23 protein-coding genes and 2 tRNA genes are annotated in these 25,912 nt (G+C 57.7%); 14 read left to right on the top strand and 11 right to left on the bottom strand.

Going from position 1 to position 25,912, the window contains the following annotated elements; all coding sequences use genetic code 11:
- Positions 1-7 precede the first annotated feature (7 nt).
- Both ACNA0J_RS19520 and ACNA0J_RS19525 read right to left on the bottom strand, forming a co-directional pair.
- On the bottom strand, positions 8-3,262 hold the full coding sequence (locus ACNA0J_RS19520; RefSeq protein WP_415820524.1) for a hypothetical protein: 3,255 nt from the start codon (positions 3,260-3,262) through the stop codon (positions 8-10).
- 64 nt (positions 3,263-3,326) lie between these two features.
- Positions 3,327-3,710 carry a type III secretion system chaperone gene (locus ACNA0J_RS19525; RefSeq protein WP_415820525.1) on the bottom strand — a complete coding sequence of 128 codons (384 nt, stop codon included), beginning with the start codon at positions 3,708-3,710 and terminating at the stop codon, positions 3,327-3,329.
- Between the two features lie 344 nt (positions 3,711-4,054).
- On the opposite strand from ACNA0J_RS19525, the gene ACNA0J_RS19530 reads away from it, so the two are divergent.
- Positions 4,055-4,270 (top strand): endopeptidase, encoded by a 216-nt coding sequence (locus tag ACNA0J_RS19530; RefSeq protein WP_415820526.1) that lies wholly within the window; start codon positions 4,055-4,057, stop codon positions 4,268-4,270.
- Positions 4,271-4,434: 164 nt separating this feature from the next.
- Here ACNA0J_RS19530 and bamC read toward each other — a convergent pair whose 3' ends face one another.
- The 4 genes from bamC to ACNA0J_RS19550 all read right to left on the bottom strand — a co-directional run bounded on the left by bamC (position 4,435) and on the right by ACNA0J_RS19550 (position 7,863).
- Entirely contained in the window at positions 4,435-5,565 is a 1,131-nt protein-coding gene (gene bamC, locus ACNA0J_RS19535) for an outer membrane protein assembly factor BamC (RefSeq protein ID WP_415820527.1), read from the bottom strand.
- Between the two features lie 11 nt (positions 5,566-5,576).
- Positions 5,577-6,479, bottom strand: coding sequence for a 4-hydroxy-tetrahydrodipicolinate synthase (gene dapA / locus ACNA0J_RS19540; protein WP_415820528.1), 903 nt, complete (start codon positions 6,477-6,479; stop codon positions 5,577-5,579).
- An 84-nt stretch (positions 6,480-6,563) separates the two neighbouring features.
- Positions 6,564-7,211 (bottom strand): site-2 protease family protein, encoded by a 648-nt coding sequence (locus ACNA0J_RS19545; protein ID WP_415820529.1) that lies wholly within the window; start codon positions 7,209-7,211, stop codon positions 6,564-6,566.
- A 25-nt stretch (positions 7,212-7,236) separates the two neighbouring features.
- Positions 7,237-7,863, bottom strand: a complete 627-nt coding sequence (locus tag ACNA0J_RS19550) for an L-threonylcarbamoyladenylate synthase (protein ID WP_415820530.1) — start codon at positions 7,861-7,863, stop codon at positions 7,237-7,239.
- 43 nt (positions 7,864-7,906) lie between these two features.
- Here ACNA0J_RS19550 and ypfJ point away from each other — a divergent pair, with 43 nt between their 5' ends.
- The 3 genes from ypfJ to ACNA0J_RS19565 all read left to right on the top strand — a co-directional run bounded on the left by ypfJ (position 7,907) and on the right by ACNA0J_RS19565 (position 10,287).
- Positions 7,907-8,764, top strand: coding sequence for a KPN_02809 family neutral zinc metallopeptidase (gene ypfJ / locus ACNA0J_RS19555; RefSeq protein WP_415820531.1), 858 nt, complete (start codon positions 7,907-7,909; stop codon positions 8,762-8,764).
- Between the two features lie 219 nt (positions 8,765-8,983).
- Positions 8,984-9,520 (top strand): hypothetical protein, encoded by a 537-nt coding sequence (locus tag ACNA0J_RS19560; protein ID WP_415820532.1) that lies wholly within the window; start codon positions 8,984-8,986, stop codon positions 9,518-9,520.
- 2 nt (positions 9,521-9,522) lie between these two features.
- Complete coding sequence (locus tag ACNA0J_RS19565) at positions 9,523-10,287, top strand: DUF1828 domain-containing protein (protein WP_415820533.1); 765 nt, start codon at positions 9,523-9,525, stop codon at positions 10,285-10,287.
- A gap of 14 nt (positions 10,288-10,301) precedes the next feature.
- Here the strand turns inward: ACNA0J_RS19565 and ACNA0J_RS19570 are convergent, their stop codons facing one another.
- The gene (locus ACNA0J_RS19570; RefSeq protein WP_415820534.1) at positions 10,302-10,574 is read right to left on the bottom strand and encodes a hypothetical protein; all 273 of its coding nucleotides are present in this window, start codon (positions 10,572-10,574) and stop codon (positions 10,302-10,304) included.
- Between the two features lie 268 nt (positions 10,575-10,842).
- Here ACNA0J_RS19570 and ACNA0J_RS19575 point away from each other — a divergent pair.
- The 4 genes from ACNA0J_RS19575 (at position 10,843) to pntB (ending at position 16,366) form a co-directional block, all read left to right on the top strand.
- A tRNA-His gene (locus tag ACNA0J_RS19575) sits at positions 10,843-10,918 on the top strand.
- A gap of 448 nt (positions 10,919-11,366) precedes the next feature.
- Positions 11,367-12,824: a phospholipase D-like domain-containing protein gene (locus tag ACNA0J_RS19580; RefSeq protein WP_415820535.1), complete on the top strand. Its 1,458-nt coding sequence runs from the start codon at positions 11,367-11,369 to the stop codon at positions 12,822-12,824.
- A gap of 490 nt (positions 12,825-13,314) precedes the next feature.
- Entirely contained in the window at positions 13,315-14,925 is a 1,611-nt protein-coding gene (locus ACNA0J_RS19585; RefSeq protein WP_415820536.1) for a Re/Si-specific NAD(P)(+) transhydrogenase subunit alpha, read from the top strand.
- A 28-nt stretch (positions 14,926-14,953) separates the two neighbouring features.
- On the top strand, positions 14,954-16,366 hold the full coding sequence (pntB, locus tag ACNA0J_RS19590) for a Re/Si-specific NAD(P)(+) transhydrogenase subunit beta (protein WP_415820537.1): 1,413 nt from the start codon (positions 14,954-14,956) through the stop codon (positions 16,364-16,366).
- Between the two features lie 95 nt (positions 16,367-16,461).
- Here pntB and ACNA0J_RS19595 read toward each other — a convergent pair whose 3' ends face one another.
- Complete coding sequence (locus ACNA0J_RS19595; protein WP_415820538.1) at positions 16,462-16,953, bottom strand: MarR family winged helix-turn-helix transcriptional regulator; 492 nt, start codon at positions 16,951-16,953, stop codon at positions 16,462-16,464.
- 66 nt (positions 16,954-17,019) lie between these two features.
- Positions 17,020-18,447, bottom strand: a complete 1,428-nt coding sequence (locus ACNA0J_RS19600; RefSeq protein WP_415820539.1) for an MFS transporter — start codon at positions 18,445-18,447, stop codon at positions 17,020-17,022.
- Between the two features lie 202 nt (positions 18,448-18,649).
- Here ACNA0J_RS19600 and ACNA0J_RS19605 point away from each other — a divergent pair, with 202 nt between their 5' ends.
- The 5 genes from ACNA0J_RS19605 to ACNA0J_RS19625 all read left to right on the top strand — a co-directional run bounded on the left by ACNA0J_RS19605 (position 18,650) and on the right by ACNA0J_RS19625 (position 23,043).
- Positions 18,650-19,447 carry a sulfurtransferase gene (locus ACNA0J_RS19605; protein WP_415820540.1) on the top strand — a complete coding sequence of 266 codons (798 nt, stop codon included), beginning with the start codon at positions 18,650-18,652 and terminating at the stop codon, positions 19,445-19,447.
- Between the two features lie 17 nt (positions 19,448-19,464).
- Positions 19,465-20,418: a TauD/TfdA dioxygenase family protein gene (locus tag ACNA0J_RS19610; protein WP_415820541.1), complete on the top strand. Its 954-nt coding sequence runs from the start codon at positions 19,465-19,467 to the stop codon at positions 20,416-20,418.
- Between the two features lie 65 nt (positions 20,419-20,483).
- Entirely contained in the window at positions 20,484-21,452 is a 969-nt protein-coding gene (locus tag ACNA0J_RS19615; protein ID WP_415820542.1) for an ABC transporter substrate-binding protein, read from the top strand.
- Positions 21,452-22,291, top strand: a complete 840-nt coding sequence (locus ACNA0J_RS19620; RefSeq protein ID WP_415820543.1) for an ABC transporter permease — start codon at positions 21,452-21,454, stop codon at positions 22,289-22,291. The genes ACNA0J_RS19615 and ACNA0J_RS19620 overlap by 1 nt, the downstream gene beginning before the upstream one ends.
- Positions 22,288-23,043 (top strand): ABC transporter ATP-binding protein, encoded by a 756-nt coding sequence (locus tag ACNA0J_RS19625; protein WP_415820544.1) that lies wholly within the window; start codon positions 22,288-22,290, stop codon positions 23,041-23,043. Before ACNA0J_RS19620 ends, ACNA0J_RS19625 begins: the two co-directional genes overlap by 4 nt.
- Before the next feature lie 17 nt (positions 23,044-23,060).
- Here ACNA0J_RS19625 and ACNA0J_RS19630 read toward each other — a convergent pair whose 3' ends face one another.
- Both ACNA0J_RS19630 and ACNA0J_RS19635 read right to left on the bottom strand, forming a co-directional pair.
- The gene (locus tag ACNA0J_RS19630; RefSeq protein WP_415820545.1) at positions 23,061-24,047 is read right to left on the bottom strand and encodes an alpha/beta fold hydrolase; all 987 of its coding nucleotides are present in this window, start codon (positions 24,045-24,047) and stop codon (positions 23,061-23,063) included.
- A 193-nt stretch (positions 24,048-24,240) separates the two neighbouring features.
- Positions 24,241-24,317 (bottom strand) — tRNA-Arg (locus tag ACNA0J_RS19635).
- A 232-nt stretch (positions 24,318-24,549) separates the two neighbouring features.
- Between ACNA0J_RS19635 and ACNA0J_RS19640 the strand changes: the two genes are divergently transcribed.
- Complete coding sequence (locus tag ACNA0J_RS19640; protein WP_415820546.1) at positions 24,550-25,845, top strand: phospholipase A; 1,296 nt, start codon at positions 24,550-24,552, stop codon at positions 25,843-25,845.
- Positions 25,846-25,912 lie beyond the last annotated feature (67 nt).

Consider the following 25,912-nt stretch of genomic DNA (forward strand, 5'->3'; position numbering starts at 1 on the left):
ACGCTCATCACCGTTGGGTCGTGTCATATTCGACGCCATGCCTACGCCGTCGCATCAGAAACCCGTCCCGGTTCTGCAGCGCAGTCCGAGGTTGAGGTGAAATTTCCCTCACCGATGGCGGTGTTTTCTCATGCAGCTTGAATCCAGTACGAGCAACGCCGACACGGAAGCTGTCGTACCGGCCACGAGCCAGTACCTGTGGATCAGGGAGGTTGTAACGGTCGGGAATAATGCTGGACGTTGAGGCGAGCTTGATACCCTCGATATTCACTCCCGCTAACCGCATCATGCTGCGCACCCAATCCGCACAATTCCCCGCCCGAACGGCACGGTGGCCTTTTTCATCGGTCGCGGTATAGCCATCCGCCCCCTTGATCATTTCAGCGCTACGCGTGTTGTATAGGCTCTCCAGGCCGGCCGCCAGTTCGGCGAGTGCTTCGTCGCTCATCGAGCTAGGAACTTTGGGCGCCTCGCCACCGAAATTCCTGGCCCGAATTTGAGCCAAATCTTCGTCGGAATTTTTGGCGCGAACCGCTGATGGCCGTGATAATGGGTAGAGCGAGTCACGCACTACTTTTTCGGCTTCTGAGGCCGACTTGTTGTTATTCTCCACGAACATTGGCTCTGTTACCAGGTTGTCAATATAGTCATTGAGCCTTTTGGCGTCGGTCAAAAATGACGCTCTGAGCCGATCCGCCGTCCAGTTCGGGCGCCAGCCGGCCGGCTTCAACTCGCTAAGCCGGGCAGCAAGTGGCTCAAAATCCTGCGTTGTCAACGCATTCGAAAGCGAGGCGAGTTCAGACTTCGGCTGACGAACTGCCTTTTCTCGGATGCGCGCCATGATCAAATCAATTCGGAGAGGGTCGGATGACGCGAGCTTTTTCTGCTGGGTCGCAATAGCGTCCTTTACGAACGTCTCATATACGGCTTCGAAGGAACCATCCTTCTTATACTTCTTGAGTTCTTCCGAACTGGGGGTGGCCTCCCAATTGTCGGGTTTGAGTTTTCGCATCGCGGCAGCCAGCTTGTCGTTCGAGCTTTGCCACACCTCGTTCGCGATAGTCCTGGACACTTGTCGCATCTCTAGTTCTTTCCGAACCGCCTTGAGATCCAACTCTAAGGATTCGATATTCGATAGTTTCTCAATTTTTTGAGAAAGCTGATGAATGGCACTTTGGTTCTTCCAAAGATCCGCCAACAAACCATTGATCTCGGATGCGGAAAGTTTCTCAAGCTGCCCGCGCTCGCTAGCAGAAAGCGTCTTGCCGTCCTCCAGCAATCCGTTAACGCTATGTCTGAAACGATGGGCATCTTGTCTAATGTAGTTCTCCAGGTCAGTTCGCTTTGCGCGTGCCTTGCTTGAGGCGACGTATGCGTCCTGTACGATTTCGATTCGCTCCCTCATGGTCTCAAAAACCTTGCGCATTGACGTGTCGGGTGGCGAACGCTGCAGCGACTCGAGCGATAGCCCCCCAAGGAGCCCTTGAGCGCGAAGCGATTGAAGCACCTCCGGACACCATGGCCTCTCTACGGGGATGACGGGGACGGGAGCGGGAGGTGCAGCTTGGGCAGCGGCTGCAGCTTGAGCGGAGGCTGCAGCCTGGGCGGCGATTGCTTCTTTGCTGTCGAGGTTCATTTCGGCGAAATGATCAAACAGCATCTGGATTCGAACGAGCTCCCGCATGGCGCTGGCCTGCTTATGTTGATAGCTCTTCAGTTCGCTACCCAACTCTTCCTTGGAAGCATTCCTGCCGAAAACATGATAGAGAGGTACATCATTCGGCTCATCCTTTATTTCACTTTCACGCTGGATGATCGCAGTCTGGATGATTTTTTTAATCTCTGTCATCGGCAAACGTATGCTGGTGACATCCTTCATTTTTCCGCTCCCTATGACACCCAACGGGTCAGTAGGAACAGATTTACCGATTTTCAGATCTGCCGCTGAAATAACCGTCGGATGGATCACGTCATACTCATCCTTTCCATTCATGCTCCGAATCACAGCCCCCTCCGAGAGCCCGATCGTCCCGCAAAGCAGCAACTCGTCCGTGAGCCTTTCAAACAAAGACTGGTTTGCCCGTAACGTGTCCGCTATGTAGGCAAAATCGAGTTTGGTAAGTTTCCACACATGCTTTTCGGAATCCAATGTCTCGATATACATGACTGCGTGCCGAGGGTTTTCGCTGATCAAATGAATAACACCCGCGTCCTTATCGAGGGTAAATCCTGAGTAGCGAGAGTGGGCGGGATCTCCCGCACCGGCTCCGAACATCTCATTAAACGGCCTTTCAGCGCGGCCTACGGTCGACCGATTCTTGAAAGCCAATCGCTCTAACGCTTGAAAGTCGTTTTTCGTGAGATCACAGAGCCGTCCCGTCGTCTTGTCAATTAATCTGCTTTCTACGTATTTACTGACGAGACGATCAAAGGCCAACTCCTTGGTACTGATCGAGCCTGCGTCAGCGTCTGTACGAAAATAGGCGTGCTTAAGCGATGCCAGACAGTGCGCCAGGGTTTTCTCGGCAACGTTTTTTTCCCCGGGAACGCTTCCCTGAGGTACAAGCATCAGCTGTGCCGCTCCACTCTCGGACTTAATAGCGTCGTGATTTCCCTTACTCGACATGTCGCTGTCCGTCGTGAAACGAATAACCTCTGATCCGGTCTGGCTACGCCTCAGCAAAGACTTATAGTCTTTCAAAGGATTGAAATTCTGAGCGTCTGACACACGTCCGCCCGTGGATTGCGGACGATAATCATCCAGACCTCTCATCGTAATGGATGCAAATTGAACGTCGGCCTTGCTTCTGAGCTCGGCAATCATCCTAGGCGTGACGAACGCGCCCTTTTTGGAGGATAGAAGATCGATCTCCGCTTCGATTCGTGCGATGGCGGCGAGACGGACCGCTTTGATCGACGCCTTTTCTTGATCAGTGCCACGGAATGATCCTTTTTTTTCTGCGCTGCTGATCTCCGAATTCAATCGACGGGCGCTTGCCTCCGTCTCAGAGTTGATAGACCCAACCTTCAAGTACTTTTCTCTAAGCTCGGATTTGAGTTGCGCGAACAACTCTTGCTGCTGACCTAACGTCGACGCCGTATGAACACGGTACCCAAGCCACCCCCAGAAGCCCCAAGCTGAAACGGTAGACCGTGTGCCGAACTCATCGCTCTGGGTATTTTTGTCCGTAGACGGGTGCGCAACCACCGCATCGTTCAGGGAATCCGGCGAGAAAGTTGTAGAAAGTAATTTGCCGACCATCTTGACACTCCATTGCTTTAATAGCGCTACGCTGCGGCGCTTCGCTAGGCACGCGGCCCATTAATCAATAGGTTCGGATTCGCTGTTGCCAATTGGTGGCAACTTCGCAAAATGTCTTGAGAAGGGGCAGAAAATCATCCGGACTATGGATGCCAATAGGGACCTGCTTGAAGAGGCATGCGACAGGATCATCCGGCCGCAGGGCGAGGACGGCGCCTTCCGTGCCAGCCCCCAGAAAATTCGCTTGTCCCATGTCCTGCAGAAACGCGTCCCCGCTGGGTACGTCACCTAGCTCCGCATACAAGAGCACACTCTCGATGCTAGAGGTCTCCAGACTGACTGTGACCTGCACATCGCTCTCGAGCGTGAGATAAAGGGCGGCGCTGTCCTCAGGTTGGTGTGCGCCTAAAAGACGCGCGAGCTCTGTCAGAAAGATCTGTCCACTCATTTGCATCGTCCGCTCCGGAGACGTAGTTGTGCTACTTAGCTGTCTGACTGAGTGGCGCTATGTAATTTAAAGTTCCAACCAGGACCCGGAGCGGCGGGCTGTGCACAAATCCCACAGAAATTCGTATCCATCTCCCACAGTTAGCGGAGAGGACGAGGCATCTGAAACATTAAGAAATATCGAAAACGTATCAGTAAAGCTTGTTACGTTTTAGATGCCACCGCTTTAATTTTTACACGCCAGCGCTCGCCTGATTCCTGTAGCCTGACTACTGGTTTCCCCTAATGGGAATCTGATTTCCCCGATTTGGGGCCGCATGATCGTCATTTCACAGGAGTCTCAACATGATCAGCAAAACCTTGATTCTTGCTTCGGTATTGGCCGTAGCGCTGACCGCTTGCGACAAGAAGGAAGACACCTCGAGCCCCGCCGGCTCGGCACCGTCGACCACCGCACCGGCGCCAGCGGCACCCGCTCCCACGGCACCCACCCCGGCTCCGGACAGCTCGAGCACCACGCCGGCCCCGGGCACCTCGACCACGCCGGGTTCGGGTGGCTAAATCACCTCTCTGGCGAAATTCGCCAGACGTGAAAAAGGGNGGCGATGATCGTCGCAGCCCTTTTTTGTTGCCGGGCTGGGCCAAGCCGGGCCATCCAAAATAAAAACGCCCCCGCAGGGGCGTTTTTAAGAGACAGGGCCATGGACCACCGCCCTGCTCGAACATCAGACCATTTTGTCCTTCAGCACGCCCAACAGACGCTGTGCCGTTGAACTATTGTCACGCTGGCCGCTGGCGTTGAGCACCGTCACCTGTGTCTGACCACCGACTTCGGTCAGATGGATGCGGTATTGCGCCGCCTGGGTTTGTTTGTCACCAGAGAACATCCGGCTGAAGAAACCCGGCTCGCTTTGCTGAGCGCCCGTATCCGTATCCACATAGCGCACGAAATACTCGCCAGCGGAACGATCACGATCATCCACAGCAAAACCGCCCGAATCCAGCGCCACCCCAACCCGACGCCATGCGCGATCAAAGGACTCGTCGACCACCAGCATGGCACCATCGGCCCGTACGTCCTGCTGGACCTTCGGCGACTGCGGCGAAGCCTCGGCCTGAGCCACCAGCTTGCGGGCGCTGTCGACGTCAGTGCCCAGATACACCATCAGGCGCGCCAGCATGGCGGCATTCAGACCGGGGTCTTCTTTGCCGTGTTCCCATTGCACTTGGGAGTCATCGGAGCCCACACGCTTTTCAAACATCTGCTGGTGCGAGATATAAATCTCGGTACGCCCATTGACGCGCTCGACACGCGTACGGAATTTCTCGCGCTCACCGCTATCCCACACCGAATCCAGAATGGAACCTAACGCCTGACGCAGCCAGCTCTCGGGGATCTTGGCACGGTTTTCGGCCCAGTTCGTGTCGATCAAACCGGCCTTGGGATTGTTGTTCGCAATCGTAAAGCCAGTGTCTGTCCAGAAATCGACCACTTTGGGAAAGACTTGCTCAGGAGGCAAATCGACTACCAACCAACGCAAATCGCCATCACGCTCGACTCGCATGTCGCTGCGCTCGGGCAGCACATTGCTAGTCTGTGCTGTCGAAGAGGCGACTTGCTGGCCCTGCTCTTGATATTGCGAGAACGTGGTGCTGCCCGATGCAGGAGCACGATAACGTGGATCGCTCGATGCCTGAGTCAGATCCGGAGGGATGCTCAGCGGTTCGCCACGTTTTGTGCTTTTGTAATCGACCGACTCTTCGCCGCCGAGAAATTCATTCACATCGCTGCAACCCGACAGCAATGCCAGAGCCATCAATGCCGACGCAGCGGCATGACGTTGGTTCATACGCATCCTCACTTAAATTAGAGCAGACCCGTTTCCTGGAGCGTGCGACGGACCGTATCGTGATGCTGCGCGCCGAGTTCGACCAGCGGTAACCGGTAACCCAACGACGTACGGCCCATCTGGGCAAGCGCCCATTTCACAGGAATGGGATTGGCCTCGACAAACAAGACCTTGTTAAGACGAGCCAGGCGCGAGTTTAGTTCACGCACTTTGGGCACGTCACCTGCCAAGGCCGCAGCACAAAGCTCGCGCATGAGCCGTGGTGCGACATTGGCTGTCACTGAAATATTGCCTCGAGCGCCCAACAGAATGAGTGCGGCAGCGGTAGGATCATCGCCGCTGAACACCTGAAAATCTGCGGGAGCTTCGCGCAACAACAACGCCCCGCGGCCAATATCGCCGGTCGCGTCCTTGATACCGATGATGCCTGGCACTTGCGCCAGACGCAGCACGGTTTCGTTGCTCATGTCAGCGACCGTACGGCCTGGCACGTTGTACAGCACCGTCGGCAGATCCACCGCCTCGGCAACGGCGCGGAAATGCTGATAGAGGCCCTCCTGGGAGGGCTTGTTGTAGTAGGGCACCACGGACAGGCCCGCCTGGGCGCCCACGCGCTTGGCGTGACGCGTCAGATGGATCGCCTCGTCAGTCGAGTTGGCGCCGACGCCAGCGATCACGGGAATACGCCCTGCCGCGTGTTCTACCGCCACGCGGATGAGCTCGGCATGCTCGTCCATGGACACCGTGGGAGACTCTCCCGTGGTGCCGACCACCACCAGGGCGTCGGTGCCTTCGGCGACGTGCCAATCGATCAGAGATCGATACGCCGGATAATCCAGGCTGCCATCAGGCTGCATGGGCGTTACCAACGCCACCATGCTGCCCTGAAAAGTAATCGTTGAGGAATCGGGGGATGCCATGAAAATGGGCTCCGAACCCGGCGCAACATGCACCGGGCGAGAAACAGGTCAGTCGAACCGTCGAGTTTACCGGAATATTGGCAATTACAAGAACCATGTCACGATGGTCGAGCCCAATTCCATAAAGGGCCGCATCAAGGTCCACAACACATCGGTCGCCAGCAGTACCAGCACGATCAACAAGCCATAGGGCTCGATCCGGGAGTATTGCCAGGCCAGTCGATTAGGCAGCAGGCTGAATACGACGCGGCCACCGTCCAGAGGCAAAATAGGCAGCAAATTGAGCGCCATTAGCACCAAATTGACGTTAATACCCGCCATGCCGACCTGATACCAGTAGCCCTCTTCGATACCGGCAGCCAGGAACAGGCGCATCGAGATGACCCACAGAATGGCCATGACCAGATTGGCGGCAGGCCCTGCCAGGGCCACCCATAGCATGTCCTGCTTGGGCCGGCGCAGGCGTCCGAAATCCACCGGGACAGGTTTGGCCCAACCGAACAGCATGCCGGGACCGCCCATCAATTTGGACATCAGCAAGATCGCCACCGGAACCAATATGGTGCCGACGGGATCGATGTGGCGCATAGGATTGAGCGTGATGCGCCCCGCCTGCTCGGCAGTGGGGTCCCCGAACATACGAGCCACATAACCGTGGGCCGCCTCGTGCAGGGTGATCGCGAAAATAACGGGGATCGCGTAGATCGCGATAGCTTGAATGATGTCGGACATGAGGCGCCGGAGTTATCTTTTTATATCAGACCAAGCCCAACGTGGCAGGGTCACCCCGGCCACGCCGCAGCACTGCCGGCTCGTTGCCGGTCAAATCAATAACTGTAGTGGGAGATTGCGGGCAAGCGCCTGCATCAATGACGGCAGCCAGCTCATGGGCATAGCGATCACGGATGTCCTCGGCGTCGTTGAGCGCCTCGTCTTCGTCCTTGGGGATCAGCGTCGTAGACAGCAACGGCGCCCCCACCTGCTCGAGCAACGCCAACGTCACCGCGTGCTGCGGCACACGGATCCCGATAGTCTTGCGAGACGGATGAGATACCCGGCGCGGTACCTCGCGGGTCGCCTCGAGAATAAAGGTCCAGGGCCCCGGCGTCGCCGCCTTCAGCAAGCGATATTGACGATTGTCGACCCGCGCAAAATGGCCGATCTCGGCCAGATCGCGACACAAGAGTGTCAAATGGTGACGTTCGTCCAATCCGCGCAACCGCCGCAGCGCATCGGCGGCCGCTTTGTCGTCGAGATGGGCCACCACCGCATAACTGGAGTCGGTAGGCACCGCCACCAAGCCGCCATCGCTCAGCCATTGGGCGGCTTGTTTGAGCAAACGCGGTTGCGGATTGTCAGGATGAATGGAGAAAAAGAGAGCCATGGGTTTATCCTAGCATCCTTAGCGCTTGCTCAGGAGAAACAAGATGCGCATGGATGACTCGCGGGAAAGTCAAAATATCGAAGATCGACGCTCAAGCGGCCCGCGGTTCGGAGGACGACGTGGTTCGATCGGCATAGGCACCATCGTACTGGCTTTAGTGGCGATTTATTTCGGCGTGGACCCCTCGGTCGTCCTGCAAATGGCCGATGGCACCGCGCCGGTGCAACAACAGCAAACCTCGACCCAGCCTCCGGCCGACGATCCACAGACGCGCTTCGTGTCCAAAGTCCTGGGCGAGACCGAAGACGTCTGGAGCACGATTTTCCAGGAAAATCTCAATCGGCAATACGTTCCGCCCAAGATGGTCCTGTTTCGCGGCGCGACGCCGACCGCCTGCGGTACCGGGCAATCGGCCATGGGGCCGTTTTATTGCCCGGCGGACAGCAAGGTCTATATCGATCTGAGCTTCTTTGACGAAATGGAGCGCCAACTGAACGCGCCGGGGGATTTTGCCCAGGCCTACGTCATTGCCCATGAGGTGGGCCACCATGTCCAGCACCTGCTGGGCATTTCCGACCAGGTCGATCAACTGCGCCAGCGTAACCCCAGCCAGGCCAACGCCCTGTCGATCCGCATGGAGTTGCAGGCAGACTGCTTCGCCGGGCTATGGGCACGCCGTGCCGACCAGGCTCGCAACATCCTCGAAAGCGGTGACATCGAAGAAGGCCTGAACGCTGCGACGGCCATTGGCGACGACACCCTGCAAAAGAAAAGCCAGGGCTATGTCGTCCCCGATGCCTTTACGCATGGATCCTCCGCGCAGCGCGTACAGTGGTTCAAACGCGGCCTGGACAGCGGCGACCTGCGCCAATGCGACACGTTTGCCAGCAAGAGCCTTTGATCGCCTCTCGTTGATTCTCCGGGCAGATCGGCGCGACAGATGGACCGTCCAGACTGCCTACCATGTCGGCTCGCCGAATGGTAGGCAGCACCGCTTTGCAGCCGGCTAAACGGTTGCGGCCTGCCGACAACGCCATGATCTTGTAATATTACGGCCCTTTCGGGCGCCTCGCTGGGTGCCCCGCTGCATCCCCTGAACGACAACAGCCCCAAACGGCGCATGGCCACTACGCAAGCCCCCCTCATTACCCCGGCAGAAGTCCGCGAAATCCTGGCAGAGCCCAAGGAAACCGCCAAAGCGGTGACCTGGACGCCTCGCCCTGCGCCCGGACAAGCCCAATGGGTAGAATTCGTCTCGTCCTGCCGCTTGCGCGGCGAGACACGCGACGACATCATTTTTCGTACGCTCTATCGTCCGGCGCGCACTGCCGTGCACGGACAAGCCATCATCACCCTGGCAGAAGCCTGTTCGGCCAGCCTGTTCATCGGACCGCATCGCGTGCTGGGTATTGATACCAACGATGCCTACCACACGAATCTGGCTGGCTCAGACCTGCCGCTCTACCGCAACGTACTCGATCAGCGCACCCACCAGCATATCTGGCATCACGAAGGCGAAGGTTATGCCGAGCCTGTCGTCCCTGCGCTGAACGACATCGCCTCCCTGATCCCTTATTTCCTGCAACGCGCCAATCTGACGCTGGCAGGTGGCTTTGCCCACCCGCTCAAAGGCCGTCAGATTGAACTGCTCATCTGAATATGACCGCATTTCTGCCCCCGGCCGGCTGGACGGTCGTGCCCGCCGGAGAACGCGCTGTACGCGCCATCACGCCCGTTGCCATGGGCCTGGACGGCCAGCATGCCACGTTCTACATCGCTCATCCCGACGACAATTCGTTCTTTTTGACCGATGCAGGCGAAGCTGCCATGCATGCCGCCACCTATGGCGTCGAACTCACCCCCAAACGGCTGGACCAGTTGAATCAGACCCCGGGCCTCAGCCTGGCACACTTCGACCATAGTGGCGCCATCACGGCCGCCGGCCCGCAATCGCAATTGCAGGATGCGCTGTGGGATGCGATCAAATTGACGACTGCGCTGACCTTTCAGTGCAGCCAATGGATGCCGAAATTCAGCCGCCTGCGTTTTCGCGCCGAAGTCGGCCGCACGTTGGCCGAGGCCGTGGGCGCTGAACGATTGGTCCAAAGCGCAAAAGCACGTGCCAGCAGCGGCCACACGGCCGAATTCGCCTATGCGGTGCGCAGCACCGCTGGCGCCTCGCTCACCTACATCGAACCAATCGCCCTCAAAGCAGGCAAAAAAATCGATTGGACACAGGTCTACCAGACACACGGCAAAATGTCGGACGTCAAAATGGCCGATGCGGATAACAGCCGCCTGGTCATCCTCGAGGACGGCGCAGCCGCCGAGGAATTCAACAAAGCGGTATCGATTCTGGAACAGTCCGCGATTGTCAGACCGCTGGGCAAAGCTCGCAGTTGGTCGGAGATCTTTGCCAATTGACTGAATAGGTTCGCCTATCCCGTCACCCCTGTCAGGGCATCGACAATCGCGCACCCATGGCTGATCGCCTGGTGCACGGCTTCGCGCGGACTAAATACAAAATTCCCCTCGGCAAAGCTGGGGACTTCATACTCATCACCCGATTCCTGTACGGAGTCAGCCTGAACCACGAATACCGAAGCGGTAAAGACGGGTGACCCCGACGCGTTTGTCTTGCTGTCTTGGACACCCCGGGTGACTTTCGCCGTCAACCGATATCCTTTGTAAACAAAATTATTTGGATGCACTCGTAGGCCCTCTCTAAAGGGCAGCATACCGCGCATATCGTGACAAGCCTGATAAGTTTTGTAACGGACTGAGGAATCGTCCTTTCGAGGCGGCGCATGAATTGTCGGTCAGGCTAAGTTATCCAGAACGGGGGCGAACGGCAGCGTGCGCTGGCCCTCGTACCTCAAGGTTCGGCCCCCCCCCTGATCGTCAAACACCAACATCGCCGCTCATTTGCCATCGCGATTTTTTATATGCTATAGTTCGGCCTCTTCGCAGTACTCAGCGGTGGCTGTAGCTCAGTTGGTAGAGTCCTGGATTGTGATTCCAGTTGTCGTGGGTTCGAGCCCCATCAGCCACCCCAAATCGCTCTGAGTTTTCATGTGGATAAAAGATCAAAAATCCCACCATATGAAGATTAGAACAAGAATTGCGATACTAGAATTTAGCCCGCCATTGAGCGGGCTTTTTCATTTCTGTGCTTAGCTCGGTCATATATTAGGCTTGACCGAAACACGATTGCTCTCGGTACAGACACAACCGCAAAGCCATCACTGATTAAGCAATCGTTTGAGCAAGTGAGCTCTAAAATCTCCCATGCTCGGTATGAACAATTGATCTCACATTCACTCCTGGTCGGCTTGCCCCTCCACACGCCGCCTGCCTCTCCGTAAAACGAATCCAAGCGTCATACGAACGCCCACTTGTTGCTCGCCCACGACGAAATGCGAGCTAACAGCTACAACTTGGTATCCTGACGCACCTGCCATGTATAGGCATGACACCCTTGCGAGAGTCATTCAGAGCTGCATATGGATCGCTTCGACGAGCTTTTACATGAATACTGGCCCCATTTGGTATTCGGCATCAGCGTAGTAGCCGGTACGGGTGCCGCCGTCCATGCCGCCATGACCAAACAGGACGTACGTGCGGCAATCGGCTGGGTCGGGGTGGCCCTGTTTTCCCCCCTGTTTGGGGCGCTGTTTTATTTTGTCGCCGGGATAAACCGCATCCGTCACACCCGCGTTTCGCAGCAACGAGACGAAACTCCGCTGTCCTACGCCAGCTACGAACAGGAACCCATCGACGATGTCGTGCCCTACTCGGCTAGCCAATTCTCGTCGCTCAGGACACTGGGTGACCAGATCAGCCATTTCCCTGTCGTAGGCAACAATTCCGTCACCCCCCTGTCAGGAGGCGACGAAGCCTACCCTGCCATGATGCAGGCCATTCGCCAGGCGCGCCATTGCATCGCCATGCAGAGCTATATCTTTGACAGCGACCCCATCGGCCGGGAAATGGCACAGGCGCTGATCGAGGCTCACGAACGCGGCGTACAAGTCCGCGTTCTGATCGATGCAATCGGCAGCAAGTATTCCCGTCCCCCTATCGTGCGCATGCTGCACCGCGCGGGCGTACGCACCGCGCTGTTCATGACAAATCCCCTGGGCGTGCTGCGCATGCCGTATGCCAATCTGCGCAGCCACCGCAAGATCCTCGTTGTCGACGGCGACCTGGGTTTTACCGGCGGTATGAACGTACGCGCCGCCTTTGTCAGCGCCCTATCGGGCGAGCAGACCAACAAAGACGTGCATTTTCAATTGGAGGGCCCGGTCGTCACGCAGCTCATGTCGGTGTTTGCACACGACTGGACATTCACGACCCACGAGATGCTCGAGGGCGAGCCGTGGTTTCCTCCCCCGGCCTCGACGCCGGCAGGCACGGTACCGCTGCGTTGCGTTCCCTCAGGGCCCGATCGCGCCGTCGTCAGCACGCGCAATATGCTATTGGGCGCCCTCGCCGTCGCACAGCACCACATCCGCATTCAGTCGCCGTATTTCCTGCCTGATCAACCGCTGATCCTGGCGCTGGCAACCGCCGCGCGGCGCGGCATCACCGTCGACGTCGTGATCCCCGGCCGCAATAATTTGCGCTTGGTCAATTATGCGATGACGGCGCAACTGGACCAGATCATCCGCACGGGATGCCGCGTCTGGCGCTCATCGGGCTCGTTCGACCATTCCAAACTGATGACAGTGGACGGCGCCTGGTCGTATATCGGATCGTCCAATATGGATCCGCGCAGCCTGCGGCTGAATTTCGAGCTCGACACCGAAGTCTACGATCACAACCTGGCCCAATGGATCGGCCATCGCGTGGATGCGTACATCGCAGGTGCGAGACAAGTCACCCTCGAGGAGCTCTATGGGCAGCCGTTCATCAAGCGGCTGCGCAACAAGATTATCTGGCTGGCTTCACCGTATTTGTAGTGCACAGGCGTTTTTGTAAAGCGTTTGTATACGCGACCGCCCAACATACAGTACGACACGCAGCGTTTTTCCTGAGCAGGTATAACCGACACGTACCTATTCAGGAGCAACGTGATGAAGCAACCATATCCTGCCCGCCATCCCATCGCCCGCTTACCCCGTCCGAGCATAAAGCGATTGTTCACAGTGCTTCTTTTGCTCGTGGGTGGATTGAGCGTTGAGGCCGTCAAACCCGTGCAGTGTTCATTGATAGTCAATAGCCGGAGTTATCGTCCTCGCGCACCCTCATCAAAGTAGCCCCATCGATGAGACGCGCGGACAATTGAGGCCAGGAGGACGTATTTACGTACCATCGCAACGCATAACCTGACTGACCCTGCTTGAGGGCCAATATGCCCCTGCGAACGATAGGTCGAAGCCCCATATTCAGCAGATCCATGATATGAATACGGAAAGCAAGAAACCGTATCCATAAAAAGGGAGGCATTTGATGCAGTCAGACACCGTCTCATCGCCGCAGCGAATCGGCGTACCCCGCGAGATATTTCCTGGCGAAAAGCGCGTCGCCACGGTTCCCGAAGCGGTAGAAAAACTCGTCAAACTGGGTTTTCAGGTCGCAGTCGAGGCTGGCGCCGGCGAGGCGGCCAACTTCAGCGACGAGTCCTATTCGGCTGCGGGTGCAGAGATCGTCCAGGGCGCTGCGGCGCTCTGGGCGGAATCCGACATCGTCTTCAAAACACGCCCCCCGAGTGCCGAAGAAGTCGCCCTGATGCGCGAAGGCGGGACTCTGATTGGCTTCATCTGGCCCGCCCAAAACCCGGATCTGATGCAGCAACTCGCCGCAAAAAAGGCAACCGTGCTGGCCATTGACTGCCTACCACGCACGCTGTCACGCGCCCAGAAAATGGATGCTCTCACCTCCACGGCGGGTGTCAGCGGCTATCGAGCTGTCATTGAGGCAGCCAATGCATTCGGGCGCTATTTCAACGGACAGATCACCGCGGCAGGTAAAGTGCCGCCCGCCAAAGTCTTCATCGCAGGCGCCGGTGTGGCAGGCCTGGCGGCCATAGGGACAGCGGCCAGCCTGGGCGCTATCGTACGCGCCAACGATACCCGTGCCGAAGTCGCCGATCAGGTCAAATCCCTGGGCGGCGAATTCGTCAAAGTCGATTACGAAGAAGAAGGCAGCGGTGGTGGCGGCTATGCCAAGGTCATGAGCGAAGGCTTTCAGGCCGCGCAGCGCCAGATGTACGCCCAGCAGGCAAAAGACGCGGACATCATCATCACCACAGCCCTGATCCCCGGCAAACCTGCGCCCAAGCTCATCACCGCCGAGATGGTGCAATCGATGAAGCCCGGCAGCGTCATCGTCGACATGGCCGCAGAGCAAGGCGGCAATTGCGAGCTGACCGTACCCGGCGAAGCCGTCGTGCGCCATGGCGTCACGATCATCGGCTACACCGATCTGGCCTCACGCCTGGCCAAACAGTCGTCCACGCTGTACGCCACCAACCTGCTGCGCCTGACCGAGGAACTGTGCAAGGCCAAGGACGGGCATGCCGTGATCAATATGGAGGACGATGCGATCCGGGGCCTGACGGTAATCAAGGATGGCGCCATTACCTGGCCCGCTCCACCGCTAAAGCCTGCGACGCCTCCTGCCGCGGCTGCCAAATCGGCGGCCCCTGTCGCCGAAAAGAAGAGCGGTCACGGGCATGGCAGCAGCGGTCCATTGCCAGCCAAAACGCTCGCGATCGTTTTTGCTGTGGCCGCAGTGGCCTTTTGGTTTATCGGCGCCTATGCACCGGCGGCCTTCCTGGGGCACTTTACGGTATTCGTACTGGCGTGCTTCATCGGATACATGGTGGTGTGGAATGTGACCCCTGCACTGCACACACCGCTGATGAGCGTGACCAACGCCATTTCCAGCATCATCGCCATCGGGGCGCTAGTTCAGATTGCGCCGCCCACGGCGGGCTTGAACGATCGGCCCGATGCGCTGATTCACTGGTTGGCCTTTGCTGCGCTCATCCTGACAGCGGTCAATATGTTTGGCGGCTTTGCCGTCACCCGTCGCATGCTCGCCATGTTCCGTAAATAAGAAAAATAAATAAAGGAAAGACATCATCATGTCCCAAAGTCTCGCCACGGTGGCCTATCTCGGTGCCGCCATTCTCTTTATCTTGAGTTTGAGTGGCCTGTCGAATCCTGAAACTTCACGTCGCGGCAATCTGTTCGGCATGATCGGCATGGCGCTGGCCGTATTGGCGACCGTGTTCGGCCCCAGCGTCAGCACCTCAGGCATCGCCTGGATTGTCATTGCGCTGGTGGTCGGCGGCGGCATCGGTCTATATGCCGCCAAGGTTGTCAAAATGACCCAGATGCCTGAGCTGGTGGCGCTCATGCATAGCCTGGTGGGTCTGGCGGCCTGCATTGTCGGATTCGCCAGCTATATCGACCCCACCATGAAATACGAGGGTGCGGAGAAAATCATCCACGAGGTGGAAATCTACATCGGTATTCTGATCGGTGCGGTCACGTTCTCCGGCTCGCTGATCGCGTTCGGCAAACTGGCAGGCCGCATCGGCGGCAAGCCACTGCTGCTGCCCGCTCGCCACTGGCTCAATCTGATTGCCCTGCTGGTCGTGATCTGGTTCGGCCGGGAGTTTCTGGCGGCGCCCGACGTCAATGCTGGCATGTTGCCGTTGATTGTGATGACAGTGATTGCCCTGCTGTTCGGCATACACATGGTCATGGCCATCGGCGGCGCGGATATGCCCGTAGTCGTCTCCATGCTCAACAGCTATTCGGGCTGGGCGGCGGCTGCCACCGGATTCATGCTGAGCAACGATCTGCTCATCGTAACGGGCGCATTGGTTGGATCCTCGGGTGCGATCCTGTCGTACATCATGTGCACGGCAATGAACCGCAATTTCATCAGCGTCATTGCCGGCGGCTTTGGCTCGGGCGGCGGTACGCCCGCCAAGAAAAGCGATGCAACGGAGCCCCAAGGCGAAGTCGTGCCCGTCAGCGCCGCCGAGACATCCGAGATGCTGCGCGACGCCAAAAGCGTCATCATCGTACCGGGTTACGGTATGGCGGTGGCCCAGGCTCAACACACGGTGTATGAGATCACCAAGACGCTGCGCGAAAAAGGCGTGGATGTCCGCTTTGCCATTCACCCGGTGGCAGGCCGTATGCCAGGCCACATGAATGTGCTGTTGGCCGAGGCGAAGGTGCCCTACGACATCGTGATGGAGATGGACGAAATCAACGAGGATTTCCCCGATACGGACGTCGCCATCGTCATCGGCGCCAACGACATCGTCAACCCCAGCGCCGCGGAAGACCCGGCCAGCCCCATCGCCGGCATGCCGGTGCTAGAGGTCTGGAAGGCCAAGACCTCGATCGTGATGAAACGGTCGATGGCATCGGGATATGCGGGCGTGGACAATCCGTTGTTCTACAAAGAAAACAACCGCATGTTGTTTGGCGATGCCAAGAAAATGCTGGATGAAGTGCTGGTCGCGCTGAAGGGTTGAGCCGGTATTACACGCCAATGAGCCGCTATCATCATCGATAAAATGAATGGTAGCGGCTCATAGAGCTTGCCATCCTCATGCTTCGAACGGCATGACTATTTTTTTGTGACATCCAATGGATTGAAGGCCGCTCGAGCATGCGGCTCCAGCTCGTGTACCAAGCGTTTAAGCAGTGACACAAACTGCTCTCGCTCATCGTCGTTCAATGGCGCCATCTGTGCGTTGTAGGTGGTCTCTGCCATACCGCGTGTTCGACGCAACATGTTTCGTCCTGCGGCGGTCAAGGTCAAACGCAGTTGGCGTTTATCCACACTGTCGACTTGCCGCAGGAGCCAGCCATTGCGCTCCAGCCCTTGGACGACCTGAGAAATACTGACTTTATTCATCCCTAAGGACAAGGCGAGTTCGCCCTGGGTCAGTTTCTTTTTCTCGTGCAGCGCAATCAATACTGCATACTGTGCGGGAGACAATCCAATCGATGCGAATTCGGCTTCCAGAATGGATACGAAAATCTGATGCGCGCGCCGAAGCAAGAACCCGGGCCGGTCATAAAGTTGATCCAGACGTTCGATCGCAGAATTGGGCATGCTTAATGGCGTAGAAAAAGGCTAAAAGAATTTGCGTGCAGGCCAATAAACGCTGGCCTGACGCCCTCAAGACACCCGAGGGGTATGGCCGCTCAACTCTTGGCCAGCATGCTCGGGCAGGGAACGGTAACACGGGATGGCCGCTGCGCAACATAGTGCCAGCAGACCAAAAGCGATCGCATAATCGGCGCTGGCGGGCTCAGCGCGGCTGGCCCAGGTGGCGGACCATTCGATGAGCAACGCGGAAAATGCGATGCCCACCGTAACCGCGAGCTGCCAAGCCATCGTGTTCAATGTCGTGGCCGAAGCAACTTTTTCAGCAGGCAAATCCGCATAGGCAATCGCACTAAGCGCGTTGAACTGAATCGCCCGAAAAAAACCCGTAAGCGCCATGACCAGGGAAATGGCGATCATATTCCAGCCGGGCAGAGCAAAGCATGCACACGCCAATAACCCTGCCGTGCACATCAGTCCATTGCCGATCAACATCCGGCGGAAACCCCAACGCCCCAGCATCTTCGCCGTTTGCGTCTTGGCAAAAAAGGCGACCGTACCGCTGAGCAACAGGACCATCCCACTCTGCACAGCACTGAATCCCAATCCCAATTGCAGCATGAGCGGCAGCAAAAATGGCAGTGCCCCATAACCCACGCGAACGAGACTGCCTCCCCAGAACCCTGCAGAGAACGATTTTCCCTGTAGCAGCGAGAAATCCAGCATCGGATGCGCCAAGTGCCGCCGATAATGGATATAGAAAACGAGCAATCCCGTCAACGCCAACACCCACGCAAACAGCCACAACGGATCGTCCGCCTGCCGTACGGATTCGACGCCAATTACGATGAGCGCCAATATGGCCGACAGCAGCAACCACTCCCCCCAATCAAACACACTGCTGATACGCGTACGCAATTCCGGCATCACATAGCGCGCTGCCCATAACCCCGCGAGCCCCACGGGAACGTTCGCCCAAAAAACCCAATGCCAGCTTAAGTAAGTCCCCAATATTCCACCCAGAGGCGGCCCCAGCATCGGGCCCAGCATGGCAGGCGTAACCATCCAGGCCAGGGCCTGTACCAGCTTTCCTTTGCCCACGGCGTGAATCAGCACATTACGGCCAACCGGTACCATCATTGCAGCGGCGGCACCCTGCAGGCCACGAGAGGCGGCGAGCGCCTCTACGCTCGTAGACATCGCACACAATACGGAGCTGATGACGAATAGCAATACAGACCCGCAAAAGGTCGTCCTCGATCCCCAGCGTGCCGCAAATAGTCCACTGAGCGGAATAAATATCAGCGAACAGAGCAGATAGATCGTCATCGTCAGGTTCAAACCTAGCGGGTCTATGCCGTATTGCAAGGCGATCTGAGGAATGACGGGGCTGATGATAGTGGCGTCCAATTGCTCCATGAACATGGCAGAGCCAACCAGCAATGCGAGCGGACGAAAATCCTCACTCGCGTCGGACACGGGACGCAAACGAAAAGCCATGAATATGTTTCAAGCCGCAGCCAATACAAGTCGAAGCCACGGATTCTCCATCAAGATCAGCTGCCTTCAAAATGAAATTAGTAAAGGTACTAACAATTTTTTCTTCTTTTGAATTAAGCACAAATCATGGGACAGTATCCATCTTTCGCGCAGTGGTGCGACGTCGACACACTGTGCCTGCAGCATCAACGAGGATCGCCCCATGGCTACTTTCAAACTTGTCACACCCACCTGGGTCTCACAGAACCTGAACGATGAGACGCTGGTCCTGATTGATGCGCGCTCGCCTGCCGATTACTGGCGCGGCCATATCGCTGGCGCCAGAAATTTTGATCCCGCCTTGCTGTCGATCGTGCGCACGGATCCCGCCTCCCTGACACGGTTCCAGGCCGTACTAGCGTGGGCGCTATCTGCCTTGGGCCTCACCGCAGAATCGCACGTCGTGATTATCGGCGCACAAAATGATGCCCCCTCGGCCAAGACCGCCTGGGCATTTGCTTATGCAGGAATCCAGCATATTTCACTGTTGGACGGTGGCTTGGCGGCCTGGCCTGGCGAACATGTCACGACGGCAGCTTCCTGGCCGGCGACCCCATTTGTGTTGACGCCTCAATCAGAATATTTGGCTACCGCTCAGGATGTACTGGCCGCGACCCAGCAGAACCGCGCTGTCCTGGATGCCCGGTCACGGGAGGAATTTGACGGCGTACGCAGCAATGCCGGCCGCAAAGGCCGCATTCCTGAGGCCAAGTTCTGGGACAACAGCCTCGAATTGAACGGCGACGGGCAATACGCCGGCACCCATGGAGTCACCTCCCAGGCACAGCAGATTGGCATTACCCCTCAGGACAACCCCATTGTCTATTGCGGAGGCGGAGGACGTGCCGCGCGCACCTTTGTTGCCCTGCAACTGGCCGGGCAACAGACCGCGGTCTATCCCGCCTCGTGGCTGGAATGGGGCACCGACCCGCAGTATCCCATCCAATCGCCCAGCGCCTGATCCTAGAAAAAACGACCATGTCTCTTTCCGCCACTCTCCCCGCTGCGCCCCCCGTTACGAACGGCATCTATGTCGATGACGAAAAACTGGACAGGATTCAGTCTAAAGTCCTGGATTTCACGCAATATCCTCATGATGTTGCGACGTTGGGCGACATCAATATTGCGCCCTACTCTGCGACGGTAGGTGCGACTGTGCACGGTCTGCGAATAAGGCCCGATAGCGACGTTGCCCCTGCCGTGCGCGACTTTCTATATAGAGGCCTGCTACGCCATGGATTTCTGAGCTTTGAGCCGGGAACTGTAGACGCTCAGTCCTTTGAACGGCTGGTCTCACTGTTTGGCCAAGTAAAGCTCTTGAATACGCCGTACACCCCTGGCTCGGGAAAGACGGGACAGCTCAACGCCATCGACTCATCCATCAAGCGCACGCGGATGAACTACATCTGGCATATCGACCAGTCGTTCCAGAACGTGCAGCCTCCTTTTACGTCCTTGTTCGCTCAAGAAGTGCCCGGTACCGGTGGAGACACGGTGTTCTCCAATGCGACCGCAGCCTATGACCTGCTCGACCCCGCATTGGCGGCCTATTTTGAATCGCTGACGGCAGTGCATGACGTCGAGACCCAGGGATTCCTGACGTTGGCGTATCACGACCTTGCACAACGCGCGGGGCAGCGTGAGAAATATCCGTCGATCGAGGTCCCTCTCATTCGCACACACCCCGAAACAGGACGGAAGCAGATCTTCGCCAACGAACTCTATACCCAGCGCATCCTGGGTGTCACGCGACGCACCAGTCAAGCTTTGCTGGACGTGCTGTTCGACGCTATCTCTGCCCCTGAAGTGCAGGCGCGCCATCGCTGGACGGACGGCGTAGCCTTGATCTGGGATAACCGCACAGTACAACACCGTGGGGTGCCCGATTTTGGCGGCAAGCGTCGCGTCCTGCATCGTGCACTGGTGCTATGAGCCTCACCACGATCGCACCTCGAACATAACCATAAACACATATCGCAACCGCACAAGGGATCCGCATGCAGCGCAGAACTTTTCTTCAATCCGCCAGCGTGTTGGCAGCGGCCAGCCTATTTTCCGTAGCGCGAGCCGCTGAGCAAAGCGCAGTCCGTATCACGTTGCCATCGGCCGGCAGTGCCGGGTCTGCGTGGCGACCGCTGATAGACAGCCAGCATTTGAATACTGACTCAACATTGAACTTGAACTGGATCACGGCAGATCCGGGGAAAATGCAGGTTCAGCTCAGCGCCGGCTCACTTGATGTCGGCGTGTTTGGCGCGGTGGGCCTTGCCACGCTGGTCAATCGCGGCAGTGACATCGTATTGTTCGGCCCCGCATTGAACAACCACGGCCGCTGGATCGTGCGTAACGACAGCCCCTATAAAGAGCCAAAGGACCTGATCGGCAAGACCATAGCGACGACGGCCGAGACCAGTGAGACGTATCTGCAGGCCAGAATTGCGGCCTCGCTGATCGGCATCGATCTGAAAAAAGACGTCAAGGTCATCCATGGCTCACCGACCGCAAATCTGGCATTGTTTGAACGCGGCGATGTCGAAGCCATCATTACGCTGGAGCCCACGGCAACACGCTTGGTGGGCCGCGGTGCACGCGAAATCGCCCGTGTGGCGGATCTCTGGAAACAGGCCACAGGCCAAACAGAAGACCCCTTTCTCGTAGGCCTGGCGGCCAGCCGCACGTGGTTCGACGCCAATCGCGAGACGGCAAAACAATTGGCAGCGCTGTTCGAACGATTCGGCCAGGCAATACATGCCAATCCAGACAGCCTGAAGACCATCGCTCAAGACCTCGGGATCAAAGCCGATGAAACCCAGGCGATCGACTTATTGCCGCAACGCCTGGCGCCAGCCTATTCCACTCGCTGGGATGACGGCGTATTTGCCACCATCGACAAACAAATCCAGACAGCCGTGAAACTCGGACTGCTGGATCGAACGCCTGACCGCACTATTTACGTAAAAGCCTGATGGACGCCAAAGAACTGACTCTGGACGTAACGCGTCCGACCCATCCAGAACGCGCCGTGCCCGTGGGGCAGCGCCTGCGCGGCGCATGGCATCGGCTGGCGCCACAGATACTTTTCTTTATCGTACTGATCGCGTCTTGGGAAGTGATGGCGCGCGCGGCGCACTCCCCCCTGGTACCTAACAGCGCCGCCATCGCCCATGAGTTGATCAAAATCTGCCTGAGCGGTTTTGCCCCGGTCGAGATCGGCAATACCTTCCTGCGTATGTCGCTGGGATTTCTACTGGCACTGGCCATTGCCTTGCCTATAGGGATACTGACCGCGGTGTCTCGCTTTGCGGAGCGGTTCTTTGAGCCGGGCATTATTCTGGGGTTGACCGTGCCCGGCCTGGTCTGGGCATTGCTGTGCGTAATCTGGTTCGGCGTCAGTCTGGCGTCACCCGTTGTCGCGGTGGCTTTGGGTGTGCTGCCCGCACTCATCATCTCAGTGCAACAAGGCGTCCGTTCGCTGGCACACGAGCTCGTCGAAATGGTACAGGTATTCCGCCTGCCCACGTCGATCGTATTGCGCCGCATCTGGCTGCCCGTCCTTTACAGCTTCATCGTTTCAGGGTGCAGAGTCGGTTTTTCCATTGCCTGGAAAGTGATCGTATTAGTCGAGATCTTTGGCATGTCCGACGGCGTGGGCTATCAACTCAATGCGCAGTTCAGCACGCAAAATGTCGAAGGCGTGATTGCATGGACGCTCTCCTTTTGGGTCGCCATGCTACTGGTCGAACACGGCATATTTCAGCCATTGGAGCGGCATGCGAATCGTTGGAAAAAAGGGACTGCGGTATGAGCAGCAATATCCATATTGAGTCCATCGAAAAGCGATATCCGGCGCGTGGCGCCGATCCCGAGAAACTGGTTCTGAGGGCATTCGACTTTCGTATTCGTTCCGGCGAATTGGTGGCGCTGGTCGGCCCTTCCGGCTGCGGCAAGTCAACGGTTCTGAATCTCATCGCAGGCTTGGATAAACCCACGCGCGGGGCCGTGGCCTTTGACCGGCCTGTCGATGCCATCAATCTCAGTGTCGTCTTTCAACAACCGCGGCTGCTCGACTGGCTCAGTGTCCAGGAAAATGTCGGTATTGTGCTGACGCGCAGCCATGCAGCCTTGTCACAACAACAGGCAACGGTTCGAAGCCTGCTCGAGAAAGTCGAACTGCCGGAACACGCAAATGCCTATCCACAATTTCTGTCCGGTGGGCAGCGTCAACGCGTGTCGATTGCGCGGGCTTTCGCGACTACCCCCGATGTCCTGCTGCTGGACGAACCATTCAGCGCTTTGGATGAGCTGACCGCCCGACGCCTGCGCCTGCTGTTGCAATCGTTATGGCTGGACGAAAGTCGCCAACGCCCTACCGGGGTACTGGTCACTCACAATATGCTGGAAGCGGCTTTTCTGGCAGACAGAATCGTCGTGATGGGAGGAACACCGGCTGAAATCCGCGACGTGATCCAGGTTGAGATCGAGCGCCCCCGTCACCCGGACGACCCCGCGTTATTCGAGGTGCATCGCCGGGTAATGGAGGCACTGCAAAGCAGCTAGGCCAGTGCCAATGCCGCTCAACTCCGAATAAACGCGAGCAAGTCCGCATTGAATTTGTCCTTGTGCGTATCAGTCAGGCCGTGAGGCGCACCGGGATATTCAATCAACTTAGCGTTCTTGATCAGCTTGGCCGACGCCCGGCCCGCGGCATCAATTGGCACGACCTGGTCATCGTCGCCATGAATGACCAGCGTCGGCACGTCGAATTTCTTGAGGTCTTCCGTCATATCGGTTTCGGAGAATGCCTTGATCGAATCATAGGTATTCTTGTGCCCGCCGAGCATGCCCTGCATCCACCACAGATCGATCAGCGGCTGCGACACCTTGGCGCCGGGGCGATTGAATCCGTAGAACGGTCCCGACGGGAAATCACGATACAGCTGCGAGCGATTGGCCAATTGGGCCGCGCGCAGGCCATCGAACACCTCGATGGGCGTTCCATTGGGATTGCTGGGCGTCTTCAGCATAAATGGCGTCACGGCCGAGACCAGGACAGCTTTTGCAACGCGCTTGGTGCCATGACGGCCGATATAACGCGCGACTTCGCCCCCGCCGGTGGAGAACCCGACCAGGACCACGTTCTTCAGGTCCAGCGTTTCGATGACGGTAGCCAAATCATCGGCATAGGTGTTCATGTCGTTGCCCTTCCACGGCTGGCTGGAACGTCCATGGCCGCGCCGATCGTGCGCGACGGTACGATACCCTTGTGAGGACAGGAACAACATCTGCGATTCCCAGCTATCGGAGTTCAACGGCCATCCGTGGCTGAAAACGATGGGCTGGCCTTCGCCCCAGTCCTTGTAGTAGAGCTGGGTGCCGTCCTTGGTCACGATGGTTGAGCTGGACGCGGCAGCACCACGCTGAGCCGTCCCGGCTGGCGCGACCGCCTTGGCCGCAGCGGGCTGAGACATGCCGGCGGCCAATAGGGTCCCTACGGCGGTGGCCCCGCCAATCAGGACATTGCGGCGCGATGAAGTTTCTTTGCTTGCGGTATGGTCAGACATGAGATCGGTCCTCGTCGTTTTCAATGGGATGTGATCGACGAGGAGGCTCTGCTCCAATGCACCGATCACGTTCGTTGATACTGCGAGGAGATCGTATGTCTGGCGCTATTGAGGCGGTAGCCATGCGAAAGGACGCATGGTGTTGCCTGCCGCGCAGCAATGCTGCGGGAGGGTGTATCAGGGCCCCAGGGGCTGGCCCGCCCTACACGATTCGAACGTGTGACCGCTCGCTTAGAAGGCGAGTGCTCTATCCAACTGAGCTAAGGGCGGGTATTGAGGCCGTGCGTATGATAACGCGCGGCAATTGTACCGTCTCACGGCGGGCGGCTTGAGTCCACAGAATGTAAAAACTCATCGGAATCGTGATAAATATCCCGCGATCTGCGCCTGATACCCTGAGACGTACGACACAATCATTACATTTTACATGCCGTTGCAGTAGCATCCTGGCACCGGAACGTGACGATGCTACATTGCCTCGTCGTCTTATCTCTGCCTGATTATGCTTTCGGATACGGTTTCCTCGTTTTCTGGCGCGTTGCGCCCCCTGGTTTTAACCGCCCTGCTCGCCGCGGCGATGCCTGCGGCAGCCGGGATCACTTACCAGCTGGAGCGGCCGTCGGCGGCGCCAGGCGAAACGGTGCAAATTCAAGCCGTTCTCTTTAATGATGGGACAGCGGCGACGAACTGGCGTCCCCCCACTCAACTGGTCGTACAGTGGCGCGGAACGGACGGCAATATCGTGCGCAGCCTGGCAACACTGGCCAGCCCGCAGGCGGCAATGAACATCCCGGTCAACAATTTTGCTCGCATGGCATGGACGACTGTGGTGCCCCAACAGGCGAAAGGCCTGCAGGCGCTATCCATCGAAGGCGAACCCGCCATGATGGCGTTGGACGTCTCGGGCCGGGAAACCGGTACGCTGGCCAGCACGCCGGCAAACAGTCCGGTGATCGATCCAGCTACGGGCCAGCCCGTGCCTGCCGCAGCCGTCTCGGCGGCTGGCGCACAACCCGATGCAGGTCCGGCACCCGATCAGTCAGCACTGGCGCAAGTGGAGAACAAGCCTTCGGGATTCGATGCGTTCCGCGGCGCGCTCTCGGAGTATGAACCGATTTATTTCGATATCGGTACGCGTGGCGGGACGACGGCCCGCTTTCAGATCAGTGCCAAATATCGCTTATTCAATCCGCCCAGTGGCCGTGCGCCGACCTTTGGAGAGAACTTCTACATCGGCTATACGCAACGCTCGCTGTGGGATCTGGAAGGCGATTCCATGCCGTTCATCGACACTACGTTCAATCCCAGCGTGTTCTGGCTCAACGACAACATGTGGAACTCGAACAACCAGAATTGGCGTCTGGGCCTGAATACAGGTGTCGAACACATGTCCAACGGCAAGGACGGAGACGACTCGCGCTCGTTGAACGATTTCTATGTCCAACCGGCCATCAACTACCGATTCGATAGCGGCAGCACGCTGACTTTCGCACCCAGGATCAAGGCCTATTTTGGGGTGGAGGACGAGAACTCCGACTACACCGACTATGCGGGACATGTGGACTGGAATCTGCGTTGGGCGCAAGACAACGGCGCGGTGATATCCGCGATGTATCGCCAGGGTGCAAGCCGTCACCGTACGACTCAGCTGGATTTTGCCTGGCCGCTGAAACGGACCTGGCTGGATATGAACGGCTATCTGCATCTGCAGTACTTCAACGGCTATGGCGAAACTTTGCTGGGCTATAACCAGCGCAACGAATCGCAGTTCCGTATCGGTCTGTCGCTAGTGCCATAATGGTGCGTATGCTGTATCGCTGACGAGGCCCGCATGACTGTGCGGGCCGCCTACGTGGTACGCCCCG

The sequence above is a fragment of the Bordetella tumbae genome, from assembly GCF_965139195.1.
In the GTDB taxonomy this organism is placed as follows: Bacteria; Pseudomonadota; Gammaproteobacteria; order Burkholderiales; family Burkholderiaceae_B; genus Bordetella_A; species Bordetella_A tumbae.

Bases quoted from the DNA above. Each gene is read 5' to 3' on its own strand.
- ACNA0J_RS19620 (WP_415820543.1), top strand. From the start codon at position 21,452: ATGGACGCCAAAGAACTGACTCTGGACGTAACGCGTCCGACCCATCCA.
- ACNA0J_RS19640 (WP_415820546.1), top strand. From the start codon at position 24,550: ATGCTTTCGGATACGGTTTCCTCGTTTTCTGGCGCGTTGCGCCCCCTG.
- ACNA0J_RS19605 (WP_415820540.1), top strand. From the start codon at position 18,650: ATGGCTACTTTCAAACTTGTCACACCCACCTGGGTCTCACAGAACCTG.
- ACNA0J_RS19595 (WP_415820538.1), bottom strand. From the start codon at position 16,953: ATGCCCAATTCTGCGATCGAACGTCTGGATCAACTTTATGACCGGCCC.
- bamC (WP_415820527.1), bottom strand. From the start codon at position 5,565: ATGCGTATGAACCAACGTCATGCCGCTGCGTCGGCATTGATGGCTCTG.
- ACNA0J_RS19565 (WP_415820533.1), top strand. From the start codon at position 9,523: ATGACCGCATTTCTGCCCCCGGCCGGCTGGACGGTCGTGCCCGCCGGA.
- ACNA0J_RS19610 (WP_415820541.1), top strand. From the start codon at position 19,465: ATGTCTCTTTCCGCCACTCTCCCCGCTGCGCCCCCCGTTACGAACGGC.
- pntB (WP_415820537.1), top strand. From the start codon at position 14,954: ATGTCCCAAAGTCTCGCCACGGTGGCCTATCTCGGTGCCGCCATTCTC.
- ACNA0J_RS19550 (WP_415820530.1), bottom strand. From the start codon at position 7,863: ATGGCTCTCTTTTTCTCCATTCATCCTGACAATCCGCAACCGCGTTTG.
- ACNA0J_RS19600 (WP_415820539.1), bottom strand. From the start codon at position 18,447: ATGGCTTTTCGTTTGCGTCCCGTGTCCGACGCGAGTGAGGATTTTCGT.
- ypfJ (WP_415820531.1), top strand. From the start codon at position 7,907: ATGCGCATGGATGACTCGCGGGAAAGTCAAAATATCGAAGATCGACGC.
- ACNA0J_RS19630 (WP_415820545.1), bottom strand. From the start codon at position 24,047: ATGTCTGACCATACCGCAAGCAAAGAAACTTCATCGCGCCGCAATGTC.
- ACNA0J_RS19520 (WP_415820524.1), bottom strand. From the start codon at position 3,262: ATGGTCGGCAAATTACTTTCTACAACTTTCTCGCCGGATTCCCTGAAC.
- ACNA0J_RS19580 (WP_415820535.1), top strand. From the start codon at position 11,367: ATGGATCGCTTCGACGAGCTTTTACATGAATACTGGCCCCATTTGGTA.
- ACNA0J_RS19530 (WP_415820526.1), top strand. From the start codon at position 4,055: ATGATCAGCAAAACCTTGATTCTTGCTTCGGTATTGGCCGTAGCGCTG.
- ACNA0J_RS19625 (WP_415820544.1), top strand. From the start codon at position 22,288: ATGAGCAGCAATATCCATATTGAGTCCATCGAAAAGCGATATCCGGCG.
- ACNA0J_RS19560 (WP_415820532.1), top strand. From the start codon at position 8,984: ATGGCCACTACGCAAGCCCCCCTCATTACCCCGGCAGAAGTCCGCGAA.
- ACNA0J_RS19615 (WP_415820542.1), top strand. From the start codon at position 20,484: ATGCAGCGCAGAACTTTTCTTCAATCCGCCAGCGTGTTGGCAGCGGCC.
- ACNA0J_RS19585 (WP_415820536.1), top strand. From the start codon at position 13,315: ATGCAGTCAGACACCGTCTCATCGCCGCAGCGAATCGGCGTACCCCGC.
- ACNA0J_RS19525 (WP_415820525.1), bottom strand. From the start codon at position 3,710: ATGAGTGGACAGATCTTTCTGACAGAGCTCGCGCGTCTTTTAGGCGCA.
- dapA (WP_415820528.1), bottom strand. From the start codon at position 6,479: ATGGCATCCCCCGATTCCTCAACGATTACTTTTCAGGGCAGCATGGTG.
- ACNA0J_RS19545 (WP_415820529.1), bottom strand. From the start codon at position 7,211: ATGTCCGACATCATTCAAGCTATCGCGATCTACGCGATCCCCGTTATT.